This window comes from Deinococcus psychrotolerans (assembly GCF_003860465.1).
In the GTDB taxonomy this organism is placed as follows: domain Bacteria; phylum Deinococcota; class Deinococci; order Deinococcales; family Deinococcaceae; genus Deinococcus; species Deinococcus psychrotolerans.
Genome location: NZ_CP034183.1, coordinates 137241 through 156512 on the forward strand (window position 1 = coordinate 137241; position 19272 = coordinate 156512).

Here is a 19272-nt window from a genome sequence, read left to right on the forward strand (position 1 = left end):
CTGGGCGCGGCCTTAAGCTAAACCATGAACAAGACAATTTGCCGCGTCATGGTGCTGGGGGCCGTGAGCTTGCTGTCCACCGGCCCCGCTTCCTCAGGGCTGGCTTTCTCAGTGCTGGCCGTTTCTGCGCCTGCTCCCGCTGCTGCGGCGCAAACGGTGGCCGAAAAAGCCGTTCAGATTCGCGCCCGCGCTCTGCTTGAAGAATTTTACGCCGTCAAGCTTGAGCGGTTGTGGGCCGCTTTTACGCCGGATGTCAAGGCCCAGTGGGGCACCTTAGACGGCTTTACCCAGTACCGCAAAACCGGCGTCGAGCAGTTCGGAGCGCAAAAGGAACTGGTGGCCGAAAAGACCTTCATGCGCGGCGGCGTAACCTACTATGTTCGCAGCGCCACTTTTGAGAAATCTCCGCAAGTCGTTTGGGCGGTGGCGTTCGGCTTCGATCAACTGGGCCGGGTCAGTGACTTCGGGATCAGCTTGGAGCACGACCGCTCGGGCGACCAAGTGGCGCTGGGTTCTTTCTAAACGCTGGTCTTACACCGCCTGCGGTCAGCTTGAGTTCATGAGCGCGGGTTAGCCTTTCGCCATGCGTTTCTTGCCTGCCCTGCTGCTTTCGCCCGCCTTGTTGCTGGCCGCCTGTGCTCCGACCACCCAGTCACGCGGGCCAGATTACTCGCTGCTCTCGGGCAATTATCAGGGCACTGCCAGCTTGGGGCCGATTCCAGCCAGTTACGAGTTGCTGCTCAACATCAATGGCCGAACGGGCCGCGCCAACGGGATTTTGACCCGCGCCAGTAACGGCAATGTCTACACGGCGGAGGGGAGATTTCTGCCGTACGACGCCAATGGCGGCACTATTGACCTGACGCTTTCGAGTGGCAGCAGCGACGCGGGAACCTTCAAGGCCCGTGTTCAAGCCGGGAAGCTCGAAGGGGTGATGAAAACCACGCTGTTTACCTTTCAGGTCAGAATGCAAAAGCAGGGCGTGACGGCCCCTACGCCTCGTCCTGCGCTGGGCGTGCCGCTGCCCAGGACGAGTGTCACGCTGGAAACCACCCAGACGCAAACCACCTCCGTGCCAGTGTATGTGGAGCCGACGCCAGTAAAGCCTGCCCGCCCCTGAGGCCCAGTTCGGCGCAAACGTTGGCAGACACATCTGAAATTGCACGCTTAGATTATCGGGCGGTGTTACTCCGCTTCCCGCCTTTGGCAAGCAGCTTGAGCAAACGGGTGCGGCGGCATCTGACTCTCGCACCCGCCCCAGCTGGAGACTGAGCTTTCCACTCCGCAATTCACGTTTGCATATTACTCCCAAAGGACATATTGTGCTCTTGGGAGTAATAATGAATGGACAGATGCAGATTGGTTTGGCGAGCCTCCTCAAGCGGCATAACATCACCCAAAAGCAACTGGCGCAGGCGGCCAGGATGCGTCCTGCGACACTGAACGCTCTTTATAACGCCCGTGTGGAGCGGGTAGAGATGAGTACACTGGTCGATCTGGTTATCGGTCTCAGGCAACTGGGCGTCAAGGCCGATGTGGGCGACATTCTCCAGGTGGTTGATGTGCCTGACCCTGCCGATCAAGCGGCCCGTGACCGTGCCCTGAAGCTGCTCGGCGGCGAACCCTGGGGCCTCAAGCCAGCAGGGTTGTCTGAGCCAGTCCCTGTCAGCGGCCCCCCTATTGAAGACCTCTTGCCGGAATTTCTGGGGCCAAGTCTTTGACCTTGCTGTATCTGGATACTTCAGCTTTGCTTCGCCTCTATACCCAGGAACCGCAGTATCAGACGGTGGTCAGTGCCAAAGCGCAGTCCAGCGGCGTGGTCTGCCACGCCATCACCTATGTCGAAGCTGTCGCTGCTCTGACCGGACGCAGGCGACGTAAGTTGCTCACAAGCGCGTCTTACCAGACTGCTCTGGCTGCCTTTGAAGCCGACTGGGCTACATTCCGGCATGTGGCTGCCGATGAACTGCTTCTTCACGACGCTGCCCATCTGACCACACTCCATTCTTTGAGGGCTTACGACGCCGTACATCTCGCCGCCGCGCAGGCTATTGCGCCGTTGGGCTTGCACTTCATGACTTTTGATCTGAACTTGCGGGTCATAGCGCAGCAGGTGATTCCGGGGATGGTCTGGCAGCCGTGACGCCGCTCCCTGCCCAAGCTGGGGCTTGAGCGCAAAGCACCCGCTGTATGCATGTTAGTATGCAGATATGACATACGAAACTGCACAACGGGTCACTGTCAGTTTGCCGTCCAACCTTGCCACTTATCTTGACGAGTACCAGAAAAGCCATAAGCTCAGCAGCCGGAGTGAGGCGGTGGCACAGGCCATTGAGGCTCTGCGAGAAAAGCAACTGGCCGAGGAATACGCCGAATACGCCCGTTCCGGCGAGTTTGTTGACCTTGAAAATGGGGATGGACTGGACTCCGGTGAGGATGACAGGCTGTGGAAGTAGGACTCATTCGGCGCGGTGATATTTTCCTGGTGGACTTTTCGCCTGCCCGGAATAACGAGGCCAACTTCACCCGCCCTGCCGTCGTCGTGACCAACAATGCCGCCAACGCTCAGAACGTCGTCATTACGGTGGTGCCGCTGACCAGTAACGTGGAGCGGGTCTACGCCTTTCAATTGCTACTCCCCAACGAGCGCACCGATCTCAATGAGGACAGCAAAGCACAGGTCGAGCAACTTCGCAGCGTGGCCCTGAGCCGGGTGCTGCGCCGCCTCGGACACGTTCCCGAAGACCTGATGACGCAACTCAGCGAACGGGTGCGACTGCATCTGGCTCTCTAGCGCCTATCCCGCCCCCGTTCCCTGCCCAAGCTGGGGCCTGAGCGTGGAGAGAAAGCAGATTGTGAAAACTATTTTTTACAAAAGTCTTGCTTTCGCACGCTCAAAATCCCCTTCAGAGATAACTCCCGAAGTCTTCAGTGTATGTAGCTTCTGAAGTTCGTCAGCGACAGATAGGGATACTGGGTGTGCAGATCGCTGTCTTGCCTCATCAAGCCGCTTACCAAATTCCTCTCTAAATTTGTCAAATTCTTTCTTATGCTCCAAGCCGAAAATCACAGCATTTTCACTCGCATTTCCATATAAAAGCGCTGCTTGCCCTTCATCTACGCCGCTAGCTATAATTCTAATGTGTCCTTTCATAAATAGATCGGCCTTCCTAAACTCGACAGATGTAATCTGAGTGAGCAGAAATTCCTTATCACCTTTGAACCCATGTGTAAAAAGAGCCATACCTCCGCGCCTTTTGATGATCACCTTATTTCCAGAGATACAAATTTGTCCGTTCACACCCTTAATTTCTATATCATTCATATCTAGATGAATGCTAGATGGGATCGCCTTACAAAAAAATTACTCGACGGGTTGATTTAATCTGTGTAAGTCATAATGGTATGACGAGCTTTGGCAACGGTATTCGAAGCAAATCTGAGTTGTCGTACTTATTTTCGGGCGCTCAACCACTCCTGCAAGCTCCGAACCCCCAACTCCGCCCCCTGCGCCGCCTGTATCGCCTTCGCCGTCCACTCGGCCCCTTCCTTCGTGCTCACAATCGGCACGCCGCGCTCCAGGGCCGTGCGGAGCAACTGGCTCCCGGTCACGTCAATCAGCAAATCAGGCAACGCCTCTTCAAACAACACCGTGCCGTCCTGCTCCCGAAGGACGCTCAGGCCCGCGCCTTCCAGCACGCCCGCCACTTCATCTAACCCCTCGCCCAGCAGCAGCGCCACGCCCGACAGCGGCAGATTGCTCTTGGCCCCCAGCGCGGCGCGGTAGAAGGCCAGATACGGGTCGGCGTCAATGCCCATGCTCTCGCCAGTGCTTTTCATCTCCGGCCCCAGAATCGGCAGCACCCCCTTGAATTTCAGGAATGGCAGATGCACTTCCTTGACGCTGTACATGCTGGGCTTGGGCGTCTCGGTCAGCCCGATCTCCGCGAGCGTCTGCCCCACCGCGATGCGGGCCGCGTACTTCGCCAGCGGATGCCCGGTGGCCTTGCTCACATACGGCACGGTGCGCGAGGCACGGGGATTGGCTTCCAAGATGTAGGCAATCCCGTCCTTGACGGCGTACTGCACATTCATCAGCCCACGCACGCCCAACGCCAGCGCCAGCCGCTCGGTGGTGTCCTTGACCGTCTGCGTCAGCTCGGCGCTGAGGCTGATCGGCGGCGTGATGCAGGCCGAGTCGCCGCTGTGCACGCCCGCCGCCTCGATGTGCTCCATGATGCCCGCCACCACCGCCGTCTGCCCGTCGCACAGGCAGTCCACATCCAGCTCCAGCGCCCCCGAGAGGTACTGATCGAGCAAAATGCTCGGCTGCCCTTCCACGGCGGCGTAGACCTCGTCTAAGTAGGTCTGCAACTCCTCAGCGCCGCCCACGATCCGCATGGCCCGCCCGCCCAGCACATAACTGGGCCGCGCCATCAGCGGAAAGCCGAGCTTGGCGGCCAGTTCCTGCGCCTCGCCGGGCGTCTCGGCCACCAGGCCGCGTGGCTGCGCGATGCCCAGCCGCTCACACAGCGCGTTGAAGCTGGCCCGGTCCTCGGCCTCGTTGATAGTGGCCGGGCTGGTGCCGATGATCGGCGCTCCAGCGGCTTCCAGCTTGCCCGCCAGTTTCAGCGGCGTCTGCCCGCCGAGCTGCACGATCACGCCCACCGGCTTCTCGTGCTCCACGATGTTCATCACGTCTTCAAAGGTCAGCGGCTCGAAGTACAGCCGATCGGCGGTGTCGTAATCGGTGCTGACCGTCTCGGGGTTGGAATTGATCATGATGGTCTCGTATCCGGCTTCCTGCAAGGCCCACACCGCGTGCACGGTGGCGTAGTCGAACTCCACACCCTGCCCGATCCGGTTGGGACCGCTGCCCAGAATGACCACTTTGGGCTTGTCGGTCTGGCGCACCTCGTCTTCCCACTCGTAGGTCGAGTAGTGATACGGCGTGTGCGCCTCGAACTCGGCGGCGCAGGTGTCCACCGTCTTGTAGACCGGCAGCGCGTTGGCCTTTTTGCGAATGGCGCGGGTTTCCAGCTCGGTCAGGCCCACGATCTCGCCGATGCGGGCGTCGCTGAACCCCAGCCGCTTGACCTCGCGCCAGTACTCGTACTTCCACTCGGCAATCGGGCCGAGTTCCAGAATCTCGCGCTCGGCGGCCACGATCTCGTGAAGCTGCCCCAAGAACCAGCGGTCAATCCGGGTCAGGTCGAACAACTGGTCTACGCTGAGGTCGCGTCGCAGCAGCTCGATCACGGCTTCCAGGCGGCGCGGGTTGGGGTACAGCAGGTCGCGCAGCTGTGCCTCGTCCATCTCGGCATACAAACCGCGCACGTCGCTCTCGGTGCTTCGGAGCGCCTTCTGCAAGCTCTCCTTGAAGGTGCGGCCCAGCGCCATCACTTCGCCCACCGAGCGCATCTGGGTGCCCAGATGGTCGGACGTGCCGGGGAACTTCTCGAAGGCGAAGCGCGGAATCTTCGTCACCACATAGTCGATACTCGGCTCGAACGACGCGGGCGTCACGCGGGTGATGTCGTTGGGCAATTCATCCAGGTGGTAACCCACCGCCAGCAGCGCGGCAATTTTAGCAATCGGGAAGCCGGTGGCCTTGCTCGCCAGTGCCGAGGAGCGCGACACACGCGGGTTCATCTCGATGACGATCACGCGCCCGTTGTCGGGATTGACCGAGAACTGGATGTTGCTGCCGCCCGTCGCCACGCCGATCTCGCGGATGATCGCTAGCGACATGTCGCGCAGCCGCTGGTATTCCACGTCGCTGAGCGTCTGGGCCGGGGCCACCGTGATCGAGTCGCCGGTATGCACGCCCATCGGGTCGAAGTTCTCGATGCCCGTGATGATAATCACCGTGTCGGCTGTGTCGCGCATGACTTCCAGCTCGTATTCCTTCCAGCCGAGAATGCTTTCTTCCAGCAGCACACTCGTCACGGGCGAGTCGCGCAAACCACCCTCGGTGATGTCTAAGAATTCCTCGTAGGTGTGGGCGATGCCGCCGCCTGTGCCGCCGAGCGTGAAGCTGGGGCGGATGACCACCGGCAGGCCGAGTTCCTTCTGGTACTCGGTGGCCTCTTCCATGCTGTGAACCATCTTGCCCTTGGCGGTTTCGATGCCGATTTTCTTCATGGCCGCCTGAAACAGCTCGCGGTCCTCGCCCTTCTTGATGGCCTCCACACCCGCGCCGATCAGCTCCACGCCGTACTTCTCCAGCGTGCCGCGCTCATGCAGCTCCATGGCGAGGTTCAGCGCCGTCTGGCCGCCGAGGGTGGGCAGCAGGGCGTCTGGGCGCTCCTTGGCGATCACTTTTTCCACGAATTCGGGCGTCAGTGGCTCCAGGTAAGTGGCATCCGACAGATCGGGGTCGGTCATGATGGTCGCCGGATTACTGTTGACCAGCACCACGCGGTAGCCCTCTTTCTTGAGCGCTTTGAGGGCCTGAGTGCCGGAATAATCAAACTCGGCAGCCTGCCCAATTTGAATAGGGCCGCTGCCGAGGATCAGAATCGTTTGAAGGTCAGTTCGCTTAGGCATTCCAAAAATAGAGTATGGCATGGATGGGCTGTGGGGTGGTAGGGGAGATGTATGGTTATGCAGAGAATTGAGAGCGTAATGCACCCTAAGCTGGCAACTCGGAAAGGTAAATTACAGCACCGAGAGGCAGGCTGCGAGGCAAATCTAGTCAGCTGGATACGCCGTCATTTTTGTATAAACCTTCTAATTAGCAGATAAAGATTCAGTTTTCATAAATTCAAATAAACCAAACCGCTTTACATTGTCACCCGCCTTCCCCCGCTCCAGCATCAGTTTTGGCAGAATGTGCCTATGACTCAACTTCTCTCCCCGCCCGCCGCCCAACGCCTGCAAGTAGACATCTGGTCGGACATCGCCTGCCCGTGGTGCTACATCGGCAAGCGGCGCTTTGAACAGGCGCTTGAGCAGTTTGAAGGCAAAGACAACGTAGAAATCGTCTGGCACAGCTTCGAGCTTGACCCCTCCGCGCCCCAGAGCAAGCCGAGTGGCCCCAACGCCATGCGCGACGGCCTCGCCAGCAAGTACGGACGCAGCGCTGCCGAAGCCCAGGGAATGCTGGACAGCATGACCCAGACTGCCGCCGAAGTCGGACTGGAGTACCACTTCGATCAGGCCCAGCCCGCCAACACCTTCTTGTCACACCAGCTCATTCACTTTGCCGCCGAACACGGTTTGCAAGACGCCATGAAAGAGCGGCTGCTCCTCGCCTACTTCAGCGAGGGCCAGCATCTGGGCCAACTCGACACGCTGGTGAAACTGGGTGCTGAAGTCGGCCTGAACGCTGATGAAGTTCGCACCGTGCTGGAGCAGCAAACCTACGCCGAAGCGGTAAGAAGCGACGAAGCACAGGCCCAGGCCTACGGCATCAGCGGCGTGCCCTTCTTTGTGCTGGGCAACAAGTACGGCGTCAGCGGAGCGCAGGCCCCGGGGACGATCTTGAGTGCGCTCAAGCAGGTCTGGAACGAGCAAGCGCCGCTGCAACTGATCGGTGCGGCAGACGCGGAAGGCTGCGAAGACGGCTCATGCGCGGTGCCGCAGCGCTGAGCATTGATGATTTGACTGAGTTGATTTGAATGAGGTCAGGCTGCTCCCAGTGCCAGCGTGCGGCGCAGTTTGCGTTCTTGCCAGACCATTCCCGCCAAGCTGAGCGCCCCCAGCCCCAGCAGCGCGGTCAATGGCCAACCGCTACCGCTGAGCAGAGAGCTGAGGCGCTCGCCGCGTGGCAAAGCGCTCAGGCTCAGGCCAGCGGGCAGGGCGCAGCACAGCAGCACGCACACGCTGTCCATCACGAAGGCGCGTTGGCGGCGCTCGAAGCGCTGGGTCAGCAGATGAGCAAGGCCGAACAGCACCAAGCTGAGCGCGGGAAGCGAAATCACTGTCCAGAACGGTAGCCGCGCCAGCGAAGACCACAGCGTAAGAGCAAACACCGCCAAAATCGCCAGCCCGTTGACCACCATTCCAATCGAGTGACCGCTGCTGCGCCACGCCAATTCGCCCTGCGACAAATACAGTCGCCGCAACGATTGGCGCACGGTTTCAGGATGCCCCAGCAAGCTGAGGACGCCGCTTTGGCCGCAGGCTGCGCTGTCTTCGAGGTGCGCGGCGTATTCGCGCTCAAGCCGGGTGCGGGCTGAAGCGGGAAGTCCGTGTGTGGCGGTGTCTAGCCACTCCTCAAAGGTCATCGGTGTAGCAATGACCGGTCGGGAGAACCGCTGGGCCGGGCCGATCACCCGCGTCCGCCTCACCCTTCGCCGCCCATCACCGCGCTCACGGCCCGAATCTGGCGCTGCCAATCGCCCTGCGCCCGGGTGAGCTCCTTGCGGCCCCGCTCGGTCAGGCGGTACTCACGGCGAATGCGCCCGCCGACTTCCGTTTCGCTGCTTTCGACCAACTGCTCAGCTTCCAGAGCGTGCAGCGCCGGATAAAGCGTGCCTTCCTTGGCACTCAGCAGTCCCTCGCTGCGTCCCTTGATGGCCTGCGCGATGGCGTAGCCGTGTTCAGGCTGCCGCTCCAGCACCGCCAAAATAAGCATCCGAAGTTGCTGCTTGTTGTTCATGGCTCCCACTATACCTCAGCTTGAGATGTATAGGCCGCTCAAGCTCAAACAGGAGCCGATAAAAGCTGCACCGCTCCCGCCACAAGCTCCACGCTGATTTGGCGCTGAGTGCCGATGAGTTCGCCGTCCAAGTGGGAAACGACACCGCTTTGCCAGCGTACTGTGACGCTCTGCCCGCTGCCAGAGCGCACGCGTGGATCGCTCATGTGGCTGGCCCGCAGCACTTTGAGCATCAGGGCCAGCAAACGGGGCCGGCTGAGTTGAGTCCCCAGTACCACGTTGAGCTGCCCATCGAAGGCGTCGGAAGTCGGCGAAATCATAAAGCCGCCGCCGTAGCGCGTGCCATTCATCACCGCCACCAAGCACGACGGGCCAGCGTAGAGGGTCTGGCCGCCGAGCAGCACCTCCACCGTTTCGGTTTTGAGCTGCCGCACTGCGCTCAGTGCCGCCCACAAGTAGCGCCCCAAGCCGGGAAGCTGCGCCGGAGCTTTGAGCAGCAGCGCCGCCACCTGAGCGTCAAAACCCATGCCCAGTCCGTTCATCAACCATTCTTGGCGTTCGGTTTGCCCTGCGCCGCTGTATGTGCAGCGCAGCACGTCGGCGGCGCGGGGCGGGCGGCTCAGGCGGCTCAGGGCGCTGTCAAAGTTGCCGGGCTTGAGGCCCAGCATTCCCGCGAAGTCGTTGCCGGTGCCCAGCGGCACCAGGCCCAGCATTCGCCCGGTGCCCACCAGCGCGGGCAGCAAGCGGTTCACCGTGCCGTCACCGCCCACTGCCAGCACCGCTGTGCCGGGCGGCAAAGCCTGCACGCGGCTCAGGGCGTCCTCGGCACTGGCGGCGCTCAGCCAGCTCCACGGCAGAGTATGAGCATTCAGGGCCGCTTCCAATCGGGGCCACTCTCGCAGCGCCAGCCCGCGCCCCGCCTGCGGATTGAGAACGACAGCCAGCGAACGGAAGGGGAAAGGTGAAGGCGGTAAAGGTGAAATGGGCACGGTTGCCTCAGCATAGCGGGTCTGTGACAGGCCGGGCGACCGAGGGGAAGTGAGCTTTCTCGCCGTTCGGCTGGCTCAGCGGCCACCTCCGGGGCAAAAGACCGCTTTCAGACGGGTAGTCTGGATGCCTTTGTAGCTTCCGGTGAAATTAAGCGGCTCAGCGAGGTTCAGCATAGAGGCAACATGGTCATTCCCCTTTTTCCGCTCCCTCAATTCGTTCTCTTTCCAGGACAGGTGGTGCCGCTCTACGTCTTCGAGGAGCGCTACCGCTCACTGCTGGCCCGCGTTCAGCGCAGCGGCGAGGCGTTCGGGATGCTGCAAATCCTGACGCCCTCCACCGAAGACCCGCGCCCCCTCGAATCCCGGCTCTCGGCGATTGGCACCCTCGCTCACCTGCGCGACGTGGCCCCACATGAAGACGGCACGTCCTCGATCACGGTGGTGGGCGGCGAGCGCTTTCAGATCCGGGAGCTGGTGCCGGGTGAAGAGTATCTGCTCGCTGAGATCGAATTGCTTCCCCTTGAGGAAGACCCGAGCACTCAGGCCCCCGCCATCCAGCGGGCGCTGACCAACCGGCTGGTCACCGACCTGCTGCGCCTGCACCCCGCCGAGCGCGAGGCAATTGTGCGCCACGCTCCGCCGGAGCCGCTGTTGCTGGCGTCGTTCGCCTCGGTGCTCTTGCCTCTCAGCGGCGAGGAGCGCCAGCAAGTTCTGGAAGCCGCCACCCTAACCGATAGATTAGAGACGCTGATCGGCTTAGTGCCGGTAGAAGCGCGGGAGCTGAACTGAGGAGTGGGGAGAGTGGGTTCTTATACGGATTTCCGTTGAGCCAGCGATCAAAGAACTTCTTTCCCGGCCACCCCACAAAAGGGAGAAACCGCGCTGGCCGCCAGTCTTAGCCGATTGGCGGCTCATCCCCGGTTACGCGTCATGTAGCCTTCGCCGCGCAGCAACTCGGCCGCCCGGTCTACGTCGCCAGCTTCTTCGAGGCCCAGCCGAATCGCCCCGCCGTGTTCGCGGATGGCCAGCACCTCGATGTCTTTGATGTTGATGCTGGCCTCGCCCAGAATGCGGGTGATCGCGCCGATTTGGTTGGGCTTGTCCGGCACCGCCACCACCAAGTCGTATTTGGGCGGCAGTAAGCTGCGCTTGACCACTGGCAAGTTGTCGCGGGTGCGCTTGCCTTCACTGGCGGCGGCCAGCAATTCTTCCGGGTCGTCTAACGTTTCGGCCAAATGCGTGAGCTGGCGCAAAAAACTGCTCAGCGCTTCACGGAGAGCCAGTTTATTTTCCACGACCATGTCGCGGCTCATGCGCGGGTCGCCGCTGGCCACGCGGGTGAGGTCGCGGAAACCCCCTGCGGCCAGTAAGCTCAGCCGCTCATCGCGGGCGACCATATGCGTCAGCGCCAAGCTGGCCAGATACGGCAAATGCGAGACGGTGGCCACCAAGCTGTCGTGGGCGTCCGGCGGCATCACCAAAGGAGCCGCGCCGAGTTGCTCGACGAGGCGGCGCATTCTCGACAAAGCGGTCAGCGGGGTGCGCTCGGTGGGCGTCAGCACCCACACGGCATTTTCCAGGAGCGCCGCCGAAGCGTTGGACACCCCGCCGCGCTCCGAGCCGGTCATCGGGTGCCCCGGCACGAAGTTGCGCACACTGAGCGCTTCAAACGCGGCGGCGATGCTCGTTTTGACGCTGCCCACATCGGTGATCAGGGCGCTGGGTGACAGGTACGGCGCGAGAGCCTGAGCGAGCGGAGAGAGCGCTTTGACTGGCACGGCCAGCACCACCAAGTCGGCGGCCCTCAGCCACTCGCCCACCGAAGTCCGCGCTTCGTCGATCACGCCCAGAGCCAGCGCTTCTTCAAGCGCGGCGGCGCTGGCATCGAGTCCGATGATGTGGCGTGTCAGCAGCCGCTCGCGCAGGCCCAGCGCCACGCTGCCGCCGATCAGGCCCACGCCCGCCACCACCACCGTTCCAAAGAGTTCGGATGGCTGGGCCTTACCCTGATTGTTCACCGGAGTGTTTGCGGCGCGCATGCACCGAGCAGGCTAGCACGGCTGGCGTTGAGCGAGTCTGGCTAAGTACGCCAATGTTTATCTTTAGATAAACCGAGCGGAGCGGGCAGGCCCAATAGGTGCCGCTTTGCCCAAGACGCGAGAGATGGGAAAAGTACGGCTAGATGGGAGTGGAGGGATGGAGCGCTCTTCGCGGAATCCCGAAACGGTAATCTTGCTGTACTTAGAGTTTGGCGAGGAGCGTCTCCAATTCCGAGCGCATTTTGTGGTGGATGGGAGCGCTCAGCAGCCGCTCCATCTGCGGGCGGGTCGGCGCTTTGGCATAAAAAAACTCAAAGGTGTCCAGCACGCTCGGCGCGTCTCCGGCCAGCTGGCGCTCCAGCGTCACCGCGTCACCCGCCGAAACTGCGCCTTCTTCCAGCACGCGGGCATAAAACCCGGGGCGGCGCACCCGCCGGAAGGTTTTGACGAACTTGGGGTCATCCATGCGGGCGGCCAGCGTGCCGCAGGGAATTCGCGCCGAGGTAATTTCCAGCAGCGCCGCGCCGACCCTTAGCTGCGTGCCGATCGGCAGGGAAGCCGATTCGAGTTCCGAGATCAGCAGGTTTTCGCCGAAGGTGCCAGCCGCCAATTCGGTGCCGAGCAGCGCCGCCCAGTGCTCATAATCCGGTTGGGTATAGACATACACCGCTTGGTCGGGGCCGCCGTGATGCTTGGTGTCTTGAATATGGTCGCCCGCCAAGCCCAAACGCCCGATGTGTACCGGCTGCGCGGTGGGGCGCTTGAAAATGCCACTTTGGCCGTCTTTGGCGGCAATAGGTTCGGGCTGGCCGATGTTGACGCTCAGGAGCTGCATGAAGCCATTCTAGTCCCTCCACCAGTTTGAGAAGCGCCCGGGTTGCTTTGTAGGCAGGGCAATTGAGGTAAAGCCTGAGCAGCCGAAAGGGGGTGATGGCCGACTTCGTGGGGAGCTGATCCGCTTTGGATTGGCGGACTGGACTGGCACTTGCTTGTACAGAAAGGGAAGTGGCGACCGAGCGACCCAATGGGGGTATAACCCTGTCTGAATGGGGGTAATAAGCCAACTTGCAAGTAATTTGTGAGAATCACTACGCTACGTTCAAAGCTATGACCGCCTTCTTACTGATTCTGACCGCCGCTGTGTTGACTGGGCTGCTGCTGTGGCTTAGGCAGAGTGTGGGGCTGAGATGGGCAGGCGCAGAGGGCGCAGAAGCGGCAAACGGCGCTGACCCAGAAGAGTTGGAATTGCCGCCGCAGTTTCGGCTGCATTCCGGCTTCGATTCATCTTTTTCGCCGGACGACGCCTTGCCGATCAAAACCCGTCAGCATTTGTTTGGGACGGGCGAAAGCAATCTCTACGCCGAGCTGCTGGCCACTTTGGCGGGCAGCTCGTACAAAGTCTTCCCGAATATTCGTCTGGGCCAGGTCTTTCAGGAAATCGGTGAATCTTCATCGCCGACCCTCAGCATTCTGCGTGACCAGACGGTGGGGTTTTTGGTGGTCGAAACGCCGGAATTCCGCCCTGTTCTGGGCCTGATGCTGGTGGGGCGAGCTTACGGCGCTGAGGTGCCGCCCCGCAGCTCACTGCCTGCCGCGAACACCAAACTGGTGACGCTGGCTTTTCGCAGCGCCCGCTTGCCACTGCTGCACATCGATGCCAAACGCAACATTGACGCCGAGGAGTTGTCCACCTTGGTTATGCCGCACCTGATGCGGATGTAGGCCTTGCTCAATGCTGCCAGCCGCTACTTGAAAACGCCCGCCCACAGCAGCAGCAGGTACAGCACCAGTGGAATAGCGATCACGCCCGCGATCAATTTGAAGAGCCGCCACCAGTAATCCCAAAAATCGCGCATGGGATTAGCCTAACAAACCCTTTGCGCGAGCTTTGGATGCAGGCCAACGGAAAACCGTTTTTTCAGTAAGCTCAGCGCTGAATTCATCAAAGCGCCGCCGCTTTGACATTCTGTTCATGCTTGTGTGTTTTTAGCGCTGCCGTGCCGTTGACGCTACCGTGCCGTTAAACTGAGTCAGATCAACCTTTGACTCACGGAGGCACCACCATGGCCATTTCAGAACTCGCGGGCAAAGTCGCGCCGCAACGCATCCTGACCAATATTCCCTTGCTGCTGACCAACTACTACGAAGTGACGCCCGACGTCAGCGACCCCGCGCAGCAAGTCGCCTTTGGCACCAGCGGGCACCGGGGCAGCAGCTTAGACGGCTCGTTTACCGAGGCCCATATTTTGGCGGTGTCGCAGGCGGTGGCCGAGTACCGCGCAGCGGCGGGCATTCACGGGCCGCTGTTTATTGGGGCCGACACCCACGCCCTGAGCGAACCGGCGCTGGCTTCGGCCCTGCGGGTACTCGTCGCCAACGGAGTAGACGTTCGGCGCAGCAAGGGCGGAGCTTTCACCCCCACGCCGCTGATCAGCCACGCCATTTTGAGTTACAACTCCGGCGCAGACGGCGAAAACCACATCGGCAAGGCCGACGGCATCGTGATCACGCCGAGCCACAACCCCCCCCAAGACGGCGGCTTCAAGTACAACCCGCCCAGCGGCGGCCCAGCCGATACCGACGTGACCAAGGGCGTGCAAGACCGGGCCAATGCGCTGCTCAGGGGCGGCAACAAAGAGGTCAAGACCGTCAGTTATGCCGAAGCGCTCGAAGCCGCCGCCGAGTTTGATTTCATCACGCCTTATGTGGAAGGGCTGCCGGAAATCATTGACTTGGACGCCATACGTGAAGCGGGTGTCAACATCGGCGTCGATCCGCTGGGCGGCAGCAGCTTGCCGGTTTGGGAAGCCATACAAAAGCGCTGGAATCTCAAGCTCACCATCGTTAATGAAAAAGTAGACCCGGCCTTTTCGTTTATGACCGTAGACAAAGACGGCAAAATCAGAATGGACTGCTCCAGTCCGTATGCCATGGCCTCGCTGCTCTCACTCAAAGATGACTTTGACGTGGCGATTGGCAACGATCCCGACGCCGACCGGCACGGCATTGTCACACCGGACGGTTTGATGAATCCCAATCATTATTTGGCCGTCGCCATCAACTATCTGTTTGCCAACCGTCCTGGCTGGCCCCAGACGGCGGGCGTCGGCAAGACGTTGGTGTCCAGCAGCTTGATCGACAAAGTGGCCGCCGATCTGGGGCGCAAACTGGTGGAAGTGCCGGTCGGCTTCAAGTATTTCGTGGAAGGCCTGCTGACCGGCACCCTCGGCTTCGGCGGTGAAGAATCGGCGGGCGCGAGCTTCCTCAAGATGGACGGACGGCCCTGGAGTACTGACAAAGACGGCCTGATCATGGGCCTGCTGGCTGCCGAGATCACCGCCAAAACCGGCAAGACGCCTTCGCAGCATTTTGCCGACCTGAGCGCCAAATTCGGCAGCAGTGCTTACAGCCGCGCTGACGCGCCGGCCAGCGCCGAGGCCAAGAAGATCCTGAGCAATCTCAGTCCCGAACAAGTCAGCGCCACCACGCTGGCCGGCGACCCCATCACGGCCAAGCTGACCCGCGCTCCGGGCAACAACGAGAAGATTGGCGGGTTGAAAGTCACCACCGAATTTGCTTGGTTCGCAGCGCGGCCCAGCGGCACCGAGGACATTTACAAAATCTACGCCGAGAGCTGGAAAGGTGAGGCGCACCTGGGAGAAGTCATGCGCGAAGCCGAGCAGGTGGTCAACACCGCTCTGGGAGCCGGAAAGTGACCGATATTGCGCAACACACGGTGATTACCAGAGAGGAAATCAGCGGCGTGGAGTTCGATTGGTTTGCCTGCGACGGAGCCGGACACGTCGCGCAGTTTTTGGCGGCGGGTGACGATACCGTGCCGCAGGCGGCGTTGGCCAGTGAGGAACTGCTCGAAGCCCTGCACGTCTACATCGACACCTTGCCAGAGCGCGAAGAAGTCAACGCCCCGGCAGGCGGCTTCGACGCGCACCTGGCCGGGCCGCAGCAGCGCGGGACATTCGTTTATGACGCGGTGCCGGGGGAGGCGGGTGTCTACCGCTTGGCCGCCTTGCCGCGCACACCGCTGAAGGTGGCCGAGTTGCCGGAGACATTGCAGGTGTACTTGAGTACCCTCAAGCTGGCCGCCGAGCTGGGCACGCCGACACTCAAAATCGGGCCGCAGGGTGAAGTCAAGACAGACTGATCCACGTCCACAACGCGAGTTCTAGGCCGCCGACACATCAACGGCGGCTTCATTTATTGAGGGTGTAAGGGCTAGACGGTATTGCATCTCACATTTTTGGGGCGAATACTGACCCTGTACATCATCCACGCGGTTGATGATGGGTTGTCCTCGACTTTTGAGCTCAAAGGAGTTCGCATGTCCGGTTCTTTCAAAGCAGTGTTTGCGCTCGTGGCCCTCAGTCTGAGTGCTGTGGCCTTTGCCCAGCAGATGAGTCCAGACCAGCTCAAAGCCGATCAGCAAAAAATGATGGCCCAGTTCTCATGGATGAACGGCGAATGGCGCGGCCCAGCGACCATTTTTCTGCCAGATGGTAAAACCCATGTCATCACCCAAACTGAGAAGATCGGCCCCACGCAAGATGGAATACTGAAAGTTATGCATGGGCGCGGCTACGAGGCCAACGGCACAGCCAGTTTTGATGCCTTTGCCGTCCTCGCTTACGATTCCTACGAGAAAACATTTAGCATCACTTCGTTTTCTGGAGGTAATGCGGGTAAGTTTATGTTCAAGCCCACCGCCGACGGCTACATCTGGGAGATTCCAGAAGGGCCGATAACACTGCGCTACACAGCGGTATTCAAAGATGGGACATGGACAGAAACCGGTGAGAATATCACTAAAGATCAGCCCCCCGTTCGCAATTTTCAGATGGTGCTGAAGCGCATTGGCGACACCGATTGGCCCAACGCCAATTTGGTGCCGATGAAGTAGACAGCTCAGTGCTGCTGGACTGCCCGGTTACTTGAACCGTTGCGGGCAGGTTTCCGGTACGGGAGAGAAGGCTCCCGTAAGAGGATCGGAAAACCGTCCCTTGCTTTCAATGACAGGGCGTGCTTTGACGAACTGGAAGGTCAGCCAGGCAGGCGCACCAATCAGGAAAACCAGAATCAGGAAGTCTGTCATGCCTCAGCTTACCTCCCTGTGACGGCCCTTTAACCGTCAAGCGCCCGCCTTTCCGAATTGGAAGGCGGGCGCTTGATCTGAAAAGCTCAATCTCCTCTGAAAATCTTGCCGATCTTATCGAAAAAGCCGTGCTGCTCTGACACTTCTTCGCCGCTGGCACGGGCGTAACTGGCCAGCGCCTCGCGGGCTTCGGGTGTGAAGGTTTTGGGTACGATCACCTCGTAGATCACCACCAAGTCCCCGCTGCCGCTGCCCTGCAAACGGGGCATGCCTTGTCCGCGCAGGCGGTGGAGTTCGCCGTGCTGGGTGCCGGGCTTGACATCGACCACTTGCGGGCCGTCGAGGGTGGGCACGGTGATTTGGCCGCCGAGCGCCGCTTTGGGAAAGCTGATCTTGGCCGGAAAAATCAGGTGTTCGGCTTCGCGCTGAAGGTCGCTGTGCTTGGCCATCTCGATATGCACATACAAGTCGCCTGCGCCTCCCGCTCCCTCGTGTCCCATGCCCGCCACCCGGATACGGTAGCCCTCGTCGATGCCTTTGGGGAGGGCGACTTTGACGGTTTCGGACTTGAGGGTATGCCCGCGTCCCCGGCAGACCGTACACGGCTCTTCGATGATCTGGCCCGCGCCCCGGCACGTCTGGCAGGGCTGCTGGGTCATGATGTTGCCGAAAATGGTGCGGGCCTGCGCCTGCACTTGGCCAGCGCCTTTGCAGGCCGGGCAAGTGCGCGGCGGCTTGCCGCCCGGCTCCGACTTCTGGCCGTGACAATGCTCGCACTCGCTGAGGCGGTCGACTTGCACCGGCACTTCCGCGCCGACGCGGGCCTGCTCCAGCGTCACGGTGATTTCGGTTTCGATGTCGTCGCCGCGTGCTGGGCCGCGCCGCCCGCGTGCGCTCACCGCGCCGCCGAACAACTGCTCGAAAATGTCCATCGGATCAAAGCCCGCCGCGCCGCCGAATGGGTCGCCGCCCGGCATACCCGACGCGCTCGGCGCACTGCCGAAGCGGTCGTAGTGGGCACGCTTGTCGGGGTCGCTCAGCACGGCGTAGGCTTCGTTGATCTTGGTAAACTGTTCGACTGCTCCGGCTTCTTTGTTGCGGTCGGGGTGAAACTTCAGGGCCAGTTTGCGGTAAGAGCTTTTGATTTCGTCGCCGCTGGCGCTGCGTGAGACGGCCAGCAGTTCATAGTAATCCACGTTCATAGCACCTCAAAGATGTGCGGAGGCCGGGTCTAGGAAGGCCGCCGCGATACCTCAAAGATTAACATGACGGCACTCAACAAAGGTGATGTGTTGAGCGGAATGACCTTGAGCCGCCCTGAGTTGCCGGAAGCCTTCAGGGTTGCCCGCAACCTTTAAACTGGGGCCATGACCTCACTCCAAGCTGGAGAAAAGCAGCCGCTGACCCAGACCCGACTCGAACTGCGTGTCCAGCACGATCTACCGGGCCTCGACGTCAGTTTGTTTGCCCTCGACGGCGAGCGGCAGATGTCGGGCGACGAGAGCATCGTGTTTTACAACAATCCCACCTTGCCGGGCGGCGGCGTGTCGGGGCAATTTGGGGAGCGCGAAGCCACCTTCCTCCTCGATTTGACCAAGTTGCAGGGTGTCGAGCGCTTGATGCTGACGGCCAGCCATGACGAGTGGCCGCTCAAGCGGGCTGGGGTGCTGAGGGCCGAGGTCGCGGGCTTCTCGTTCGAGCCGCTCAGCGCTTTGCAAAATGAGAAGGCTGCCATGCTGCTGGAACTCTACCGCCACCGGGGTGAGTGGAAATTGGCCGCCGTCGGGCAGGGCTTCGCGGGCGGGTTGGCCGACTTGATCGGGTATTTTGGCGGCGAAGTCGAGGAAGCGGCTGAGGAAGCGCCCACGCAGGCCGCTCCACCTGTGCCGCCGCCCACTCCAGCTTCCAGCGTCAGTCTGGTCAAAGTGGTCAGCCTCAGCAAACCGATTTCGCTCAAAAAGGGTGAGCAGGTGTCGCTGCGCAAAGAAGACGGCGCACCCGACCTCGATTTTCTGAGCATGGGGCTGGGTTGGGATGCGGCGGGCGGCAGAGGCAGCATTGACTTAGACGCCGGTTGCTTGCTGTTCGACGAGCAGTTCAAGCACCTCGAAACCGTCTTTTTTATGCGCCTGAACAGCAGCAACAAGTCGGTCAGGCACTCTGGTGACAACCTGACCGGCGCGGGCGAGGGCGACGACGAGGTGATCTTTGTCGAGCTGAGCAAACTGCCGGAGCGGGCGGCGCATCTGGTGTTCGTGGTCAACTCGTTTTCGGGCCACAACTTCAGCGCCGTCAAGCGGGCTTTTTGCCGCCTGTTCGTGACCGAGACCAAGCAGGAACTGGCCCACTTCGATCTCAGCGGCGGTGAGGCGACCACCGGAATGCTGATGAGCCGCCTGAGCCGCTCCGCTGCGGGCGGCGGCTGGCAGATGACCGCTTTGGGCATCAGCGCTCCGGCCATGACGGCACGCGGCAGCATCAAACGGGCGCAGCAAGAACTGCGCGACAGCCGTTGAGGTGAGCTGGCGTTGA

The 19272-nt window shown here is 61.0% G+C and carries 22 protein-coding genes; 13 read left to right on the forward strand and 9 right to left on the reverse strand.

From position 1 onward, the window contains the following. The first annotated feature begins 24 nt into the window (after window positions 1-24). The 6 genes from EHF33_RS00725 to EHF33_RS00750 all read left to right on the forward strand — a co-directional run bounded on the left by EHF33_RS00725 (window position 25) and on the right by EHF33_RS00750 (window position 2794). The gene (locus tag EHF33_RS00725; protein WP_124867173.1) at window positions 25-522 is read left to right on the forward strand and encodes a hypothetical protein; all 498 of its coding nucleotides are present in this window, start codon (window positions 25-27) and stop codon (window positions 520-522) included. 61 nt (window positions 523-583) lie between these two features. Next, window positions 584-1120, forward strand: a complete 537-nt coding sequence (locus tag EHF33_RS00730; RefSeq protein ID WP_124867174.1) for a hypothetical protein — start codon at window positions 584-586, stop codon at window positions 1118-1120. A gap of 220 nt (window positions 1121-1340) precedes the next feature. Next, window positions 1341-1721, forward strand: coding sequence for a helix-turn-helix domain-containing protein (locus tag EHF33_RS00735; protein WP_124867175.1), 381 nt, complete (start codon window positions 1341-1343; stop codon window positions 1719-1721). Window positions 1722-1723: 2 nt separating this feature from the next. Next, a complete protein-coding gene (locus EHF33_RS00740; protein ID WP_277425536.1) occupies window positions 1724-2143 on the forward strand; it encodes a type II toxin-antitoxin system VapC family toxin in 420 nt (139 codons plus the stop codon). A gap of 67 nt (window positions 2144-2210) precedes the next feature. Continuing rightward, window positions 2211-2456, forward strand: coding sequence for a CopG family ribbon-helix-helix protein (locus tag EHF33_RS00745; RefSeq protein ID WP_124867177.1), 246 nt, complete (start codon window positions 2211-2213; stop codon window positions 2454-2456). Next, entirely contained in the window at window positions 2447-2794 is a 348-nt protein-coding gene (locus tag EHF33_RS00750) for a type II toxin-antitoxin system PemK/MazF family toxin (RefSeq protein WP_124867178.1), read from the forward strand. The genes EHF33_RS00745 and EHF33_RS00750 overlap by 10 nt, the downstream gene beginning before the upstream one ends. A 75-nt stretch (window positions 2795-2869) precedes the next feature. Here EHF33_RS00750 and EHF33_RS00755 read toward each other — a convergent pair whose 3' ends face one another. After that, a complete protein-coding gene (locus tag EHF33_RS00755) occupies window positions 2870-3325 on the reverse strand; it encodes an SHOCT domain-containing protein (protein WP_124867179.1) in 456 nt (151 codons plus the stop codon). Between the two features lie 128 nt (window positions 3326-3453). After that, complete coding sequence (gene carB, locus EHF33_RS00760; protein ID WP_124867180.1) at window positions 3454-6549, reverse strand: carbamoyl-phosphate synthase large subunit; 3096 nt, start codon at window positions 6547-6549, stop codon at window positions 3454-3456. 291 nt (window positions 6550-6840) lie between these two features. Between carB and EHF33_RS00765 the strand changes: the two genes are divergently transcribed. Continuing rightward, complete coding sequence (locus EHF33_RS00765; protein ID WP_124867181.1) at window positions 6841-7593, forward strand: DsbA family oxidoreductase; 753 nt, start codon at window positions 6841-6843, stop codon at window positions 7591-7593. Window positions 7594-7628: 35 nt separating this feature from the next. On the opposite strand, the gene EHF33_RS00770 is transcribed toward EHF33_RS00765, so the two are convergent. The 3 genes from EHF33_RS00770 to EHF33_RS00780 are packed head-to-tail and all read right to left on the reverse strand — an operon-like array spanning window position 7629 to window position 9594. Then, a complete protein-coding gene (locus tag EHF33_RS00770) occupies window positions 7629-8279 on the reverse strand; it encodes a hypothetical protein (RefSeq protein WP_124867182.1) in 651 nt (216 codons plus the stop codon). An 11-nt stretch (window positions 8280-8290) separates the two neighbouring features. Further along, window positions 8291-8605 (reverse strand): PadR family transcriptional regulator, encoded by a 315-nt coding sequence (locus EHF33_RS00775; RefSeq protein ID WP_124867183.1) that lies wholly within the window; start codon window positions 8603-8605, stop codon window positions 8291-8293. A 44-nt stretch (window positions 8606-8649) separates the two neighbouring features. Continuing rightward, the gene (locus EHF33_RS00780) at window positions 8650-9594 is read right to left on the reverse strand and encodes a diacylglycerol/lipid kinase family protein (RefSeq protein ID WP_241191195.1); all 945 of its coding nucleotides are present in this window, start codon (window positions 9592-9594) and stop codon (window positions 8650-8652) included. 183 nt (window positions 9595-9777) lie between these two features. Here EHF33_RS00780 and EHF33_RS00785 point away from each other — a divergent pair, with 183 nt between their 5' ends. Beyond that, the gene (locus EHF33_RS00785) at window positions 9778-10383 is read left to right on the forward strand and encodes an LON peptidase substrate-binding domain-containing protein (RefSeq protein WP_124867184.1); all 606 of its coding nucleotides are present in this window, start codon (window positions 9778-9780) and stop codon (window positions 10381-10383) included. 122 nt (window positions 10384-10505) lie between these two features. Here EHF33_RS00785 and EHF33_RS00790 read toward each other — a convergent pair whose 3' ends face one another. Both EHF33_RS00790 and EHF33_RS00795 read right to left on the reverse strand, forming a co-directional pair. Further along, window positions 10506-11633: a prephenate dehydrogenase gene (locus EHF33_RS00790; RefSeq protein ID WP_124867185.1), complete on the reverse strand. Its 1128-nt coding sequence runs from the start codon at window positions 11631-11633 to the stop codon at window positions 10506-10508. Between the two features lie 202 nt (window positions 11634-11835). After that, complete coding sequence (locus EHF33_RS00795) at window positions 11836-12468, reverse strand: MOSC domain-containing protein (RefSeq protein WP_124867186.1); 633 nt, start codon at window positions 12466-12468, stop codon at window positions 11836-11838. A 272-nt stretch (window positions 12469-12740) separates the two neighbouring features. Here EHF33_RS00795 and EHF33_RS00800 point away from each other — a divergent pair, with 272 nt between their 5' ends. The 4 genes from EHF33_RS00800 (at window position 12741) to EHF33_RS00815 (ending at window position 16548) form a co-directional block, all read left to right on the forward strand. Next, the gene (locus EHF33_RS00800; RefSeq protein ID WP_124867187.1) at window positions 12741-13355 is read left to right on the forward strand and encodes a DUF2726 domain-containing protein; all 615 of its coding nucleotides are present in this window, start codon (window positions 12741-12743) and stop codon (window positions 13353-13355) included. A gap of 341 nt (window positions 13356-13696) precedes the next feature. Further along, entirely contained in the window at window positions 13697-15349 is a 1653-nt protein-coding gene (gene pgm, locus EHF33_RS00805; protein WP_124867188.1) for a phosphoglucomutase (alpha-D-glucose-1,6-bisphosphate-dependent), read from the forward strand. Further along, window positions 15346-15795 carry a hypothetical protein gene (locus EHF33_RS00810; RefSeq protein ID WP_124867189.1) on the forward strand — a complete coding sequence of 150 codons (450 nt, stop codon included), beginning with the start codon at window positions 15346-15348 and terminating at the stop codon, window positions 15793-15795. Before pgm ends, EHF33_RS00810 begins: the two co-directional genes overlap by 4 nt. A gap of 177 nt (window positions 15796-15972) precedes the next feature. Next, on the forward strand, window positions 15973-16548 hold the full coding sequence (locus tag EHF33_RS00815; RefSeq protein WP_124867190.1) for a DUF1579 domain-containing protein: 576 nt from the start codon (window positions 15973-15975) through the stop codon (window positions 16546-16548). Between the two features lie 27 nt (window positions 16549-16575). On the opposite strand, the gene EHF33_RS20970 is transcribed toward EHF33_RS00815, so the two are convergent. Then, window positions 16576-16740, reverse strand: a complete 165-nt coding sequence (locus EHF33_RS20970; protein ID WP_164473370.1) for a hypothetical protein — start codon at window positions 16738-16740, stop codon at window positions 16576-16578. An 86-nt stretch (window positions 16741-16826) separates the two neighbouring features. Continuing rightward, window positions 16827-17936: a molecular chaperone DnaJ gene (dnaJ, locus tag EHF33_RS00820; RefSeq protein WP_124872650.1), complete on the reverse strand. Its 1110-nt coding sequence runs from the start codon at window positions 17934-17936 to the stop codon at window positions 16827-16829. 171 nt (window positions 17937-18107) lie between these two features. Between dnaJ and EHF33_RS00825 the strand changes: the two genes are divergently transcribed. After that, window positions 18108-19256, forward strand: a complete 1149-nt coding sequence (locus tag EHF33_RS00825) for a TerD family protein (protein WP_124867191.1) — start codon at window positions 18108-18110, stop codon at window positions 19254-19256. Window positions 19257-19272: the final 16 nt, after the last annotated feature.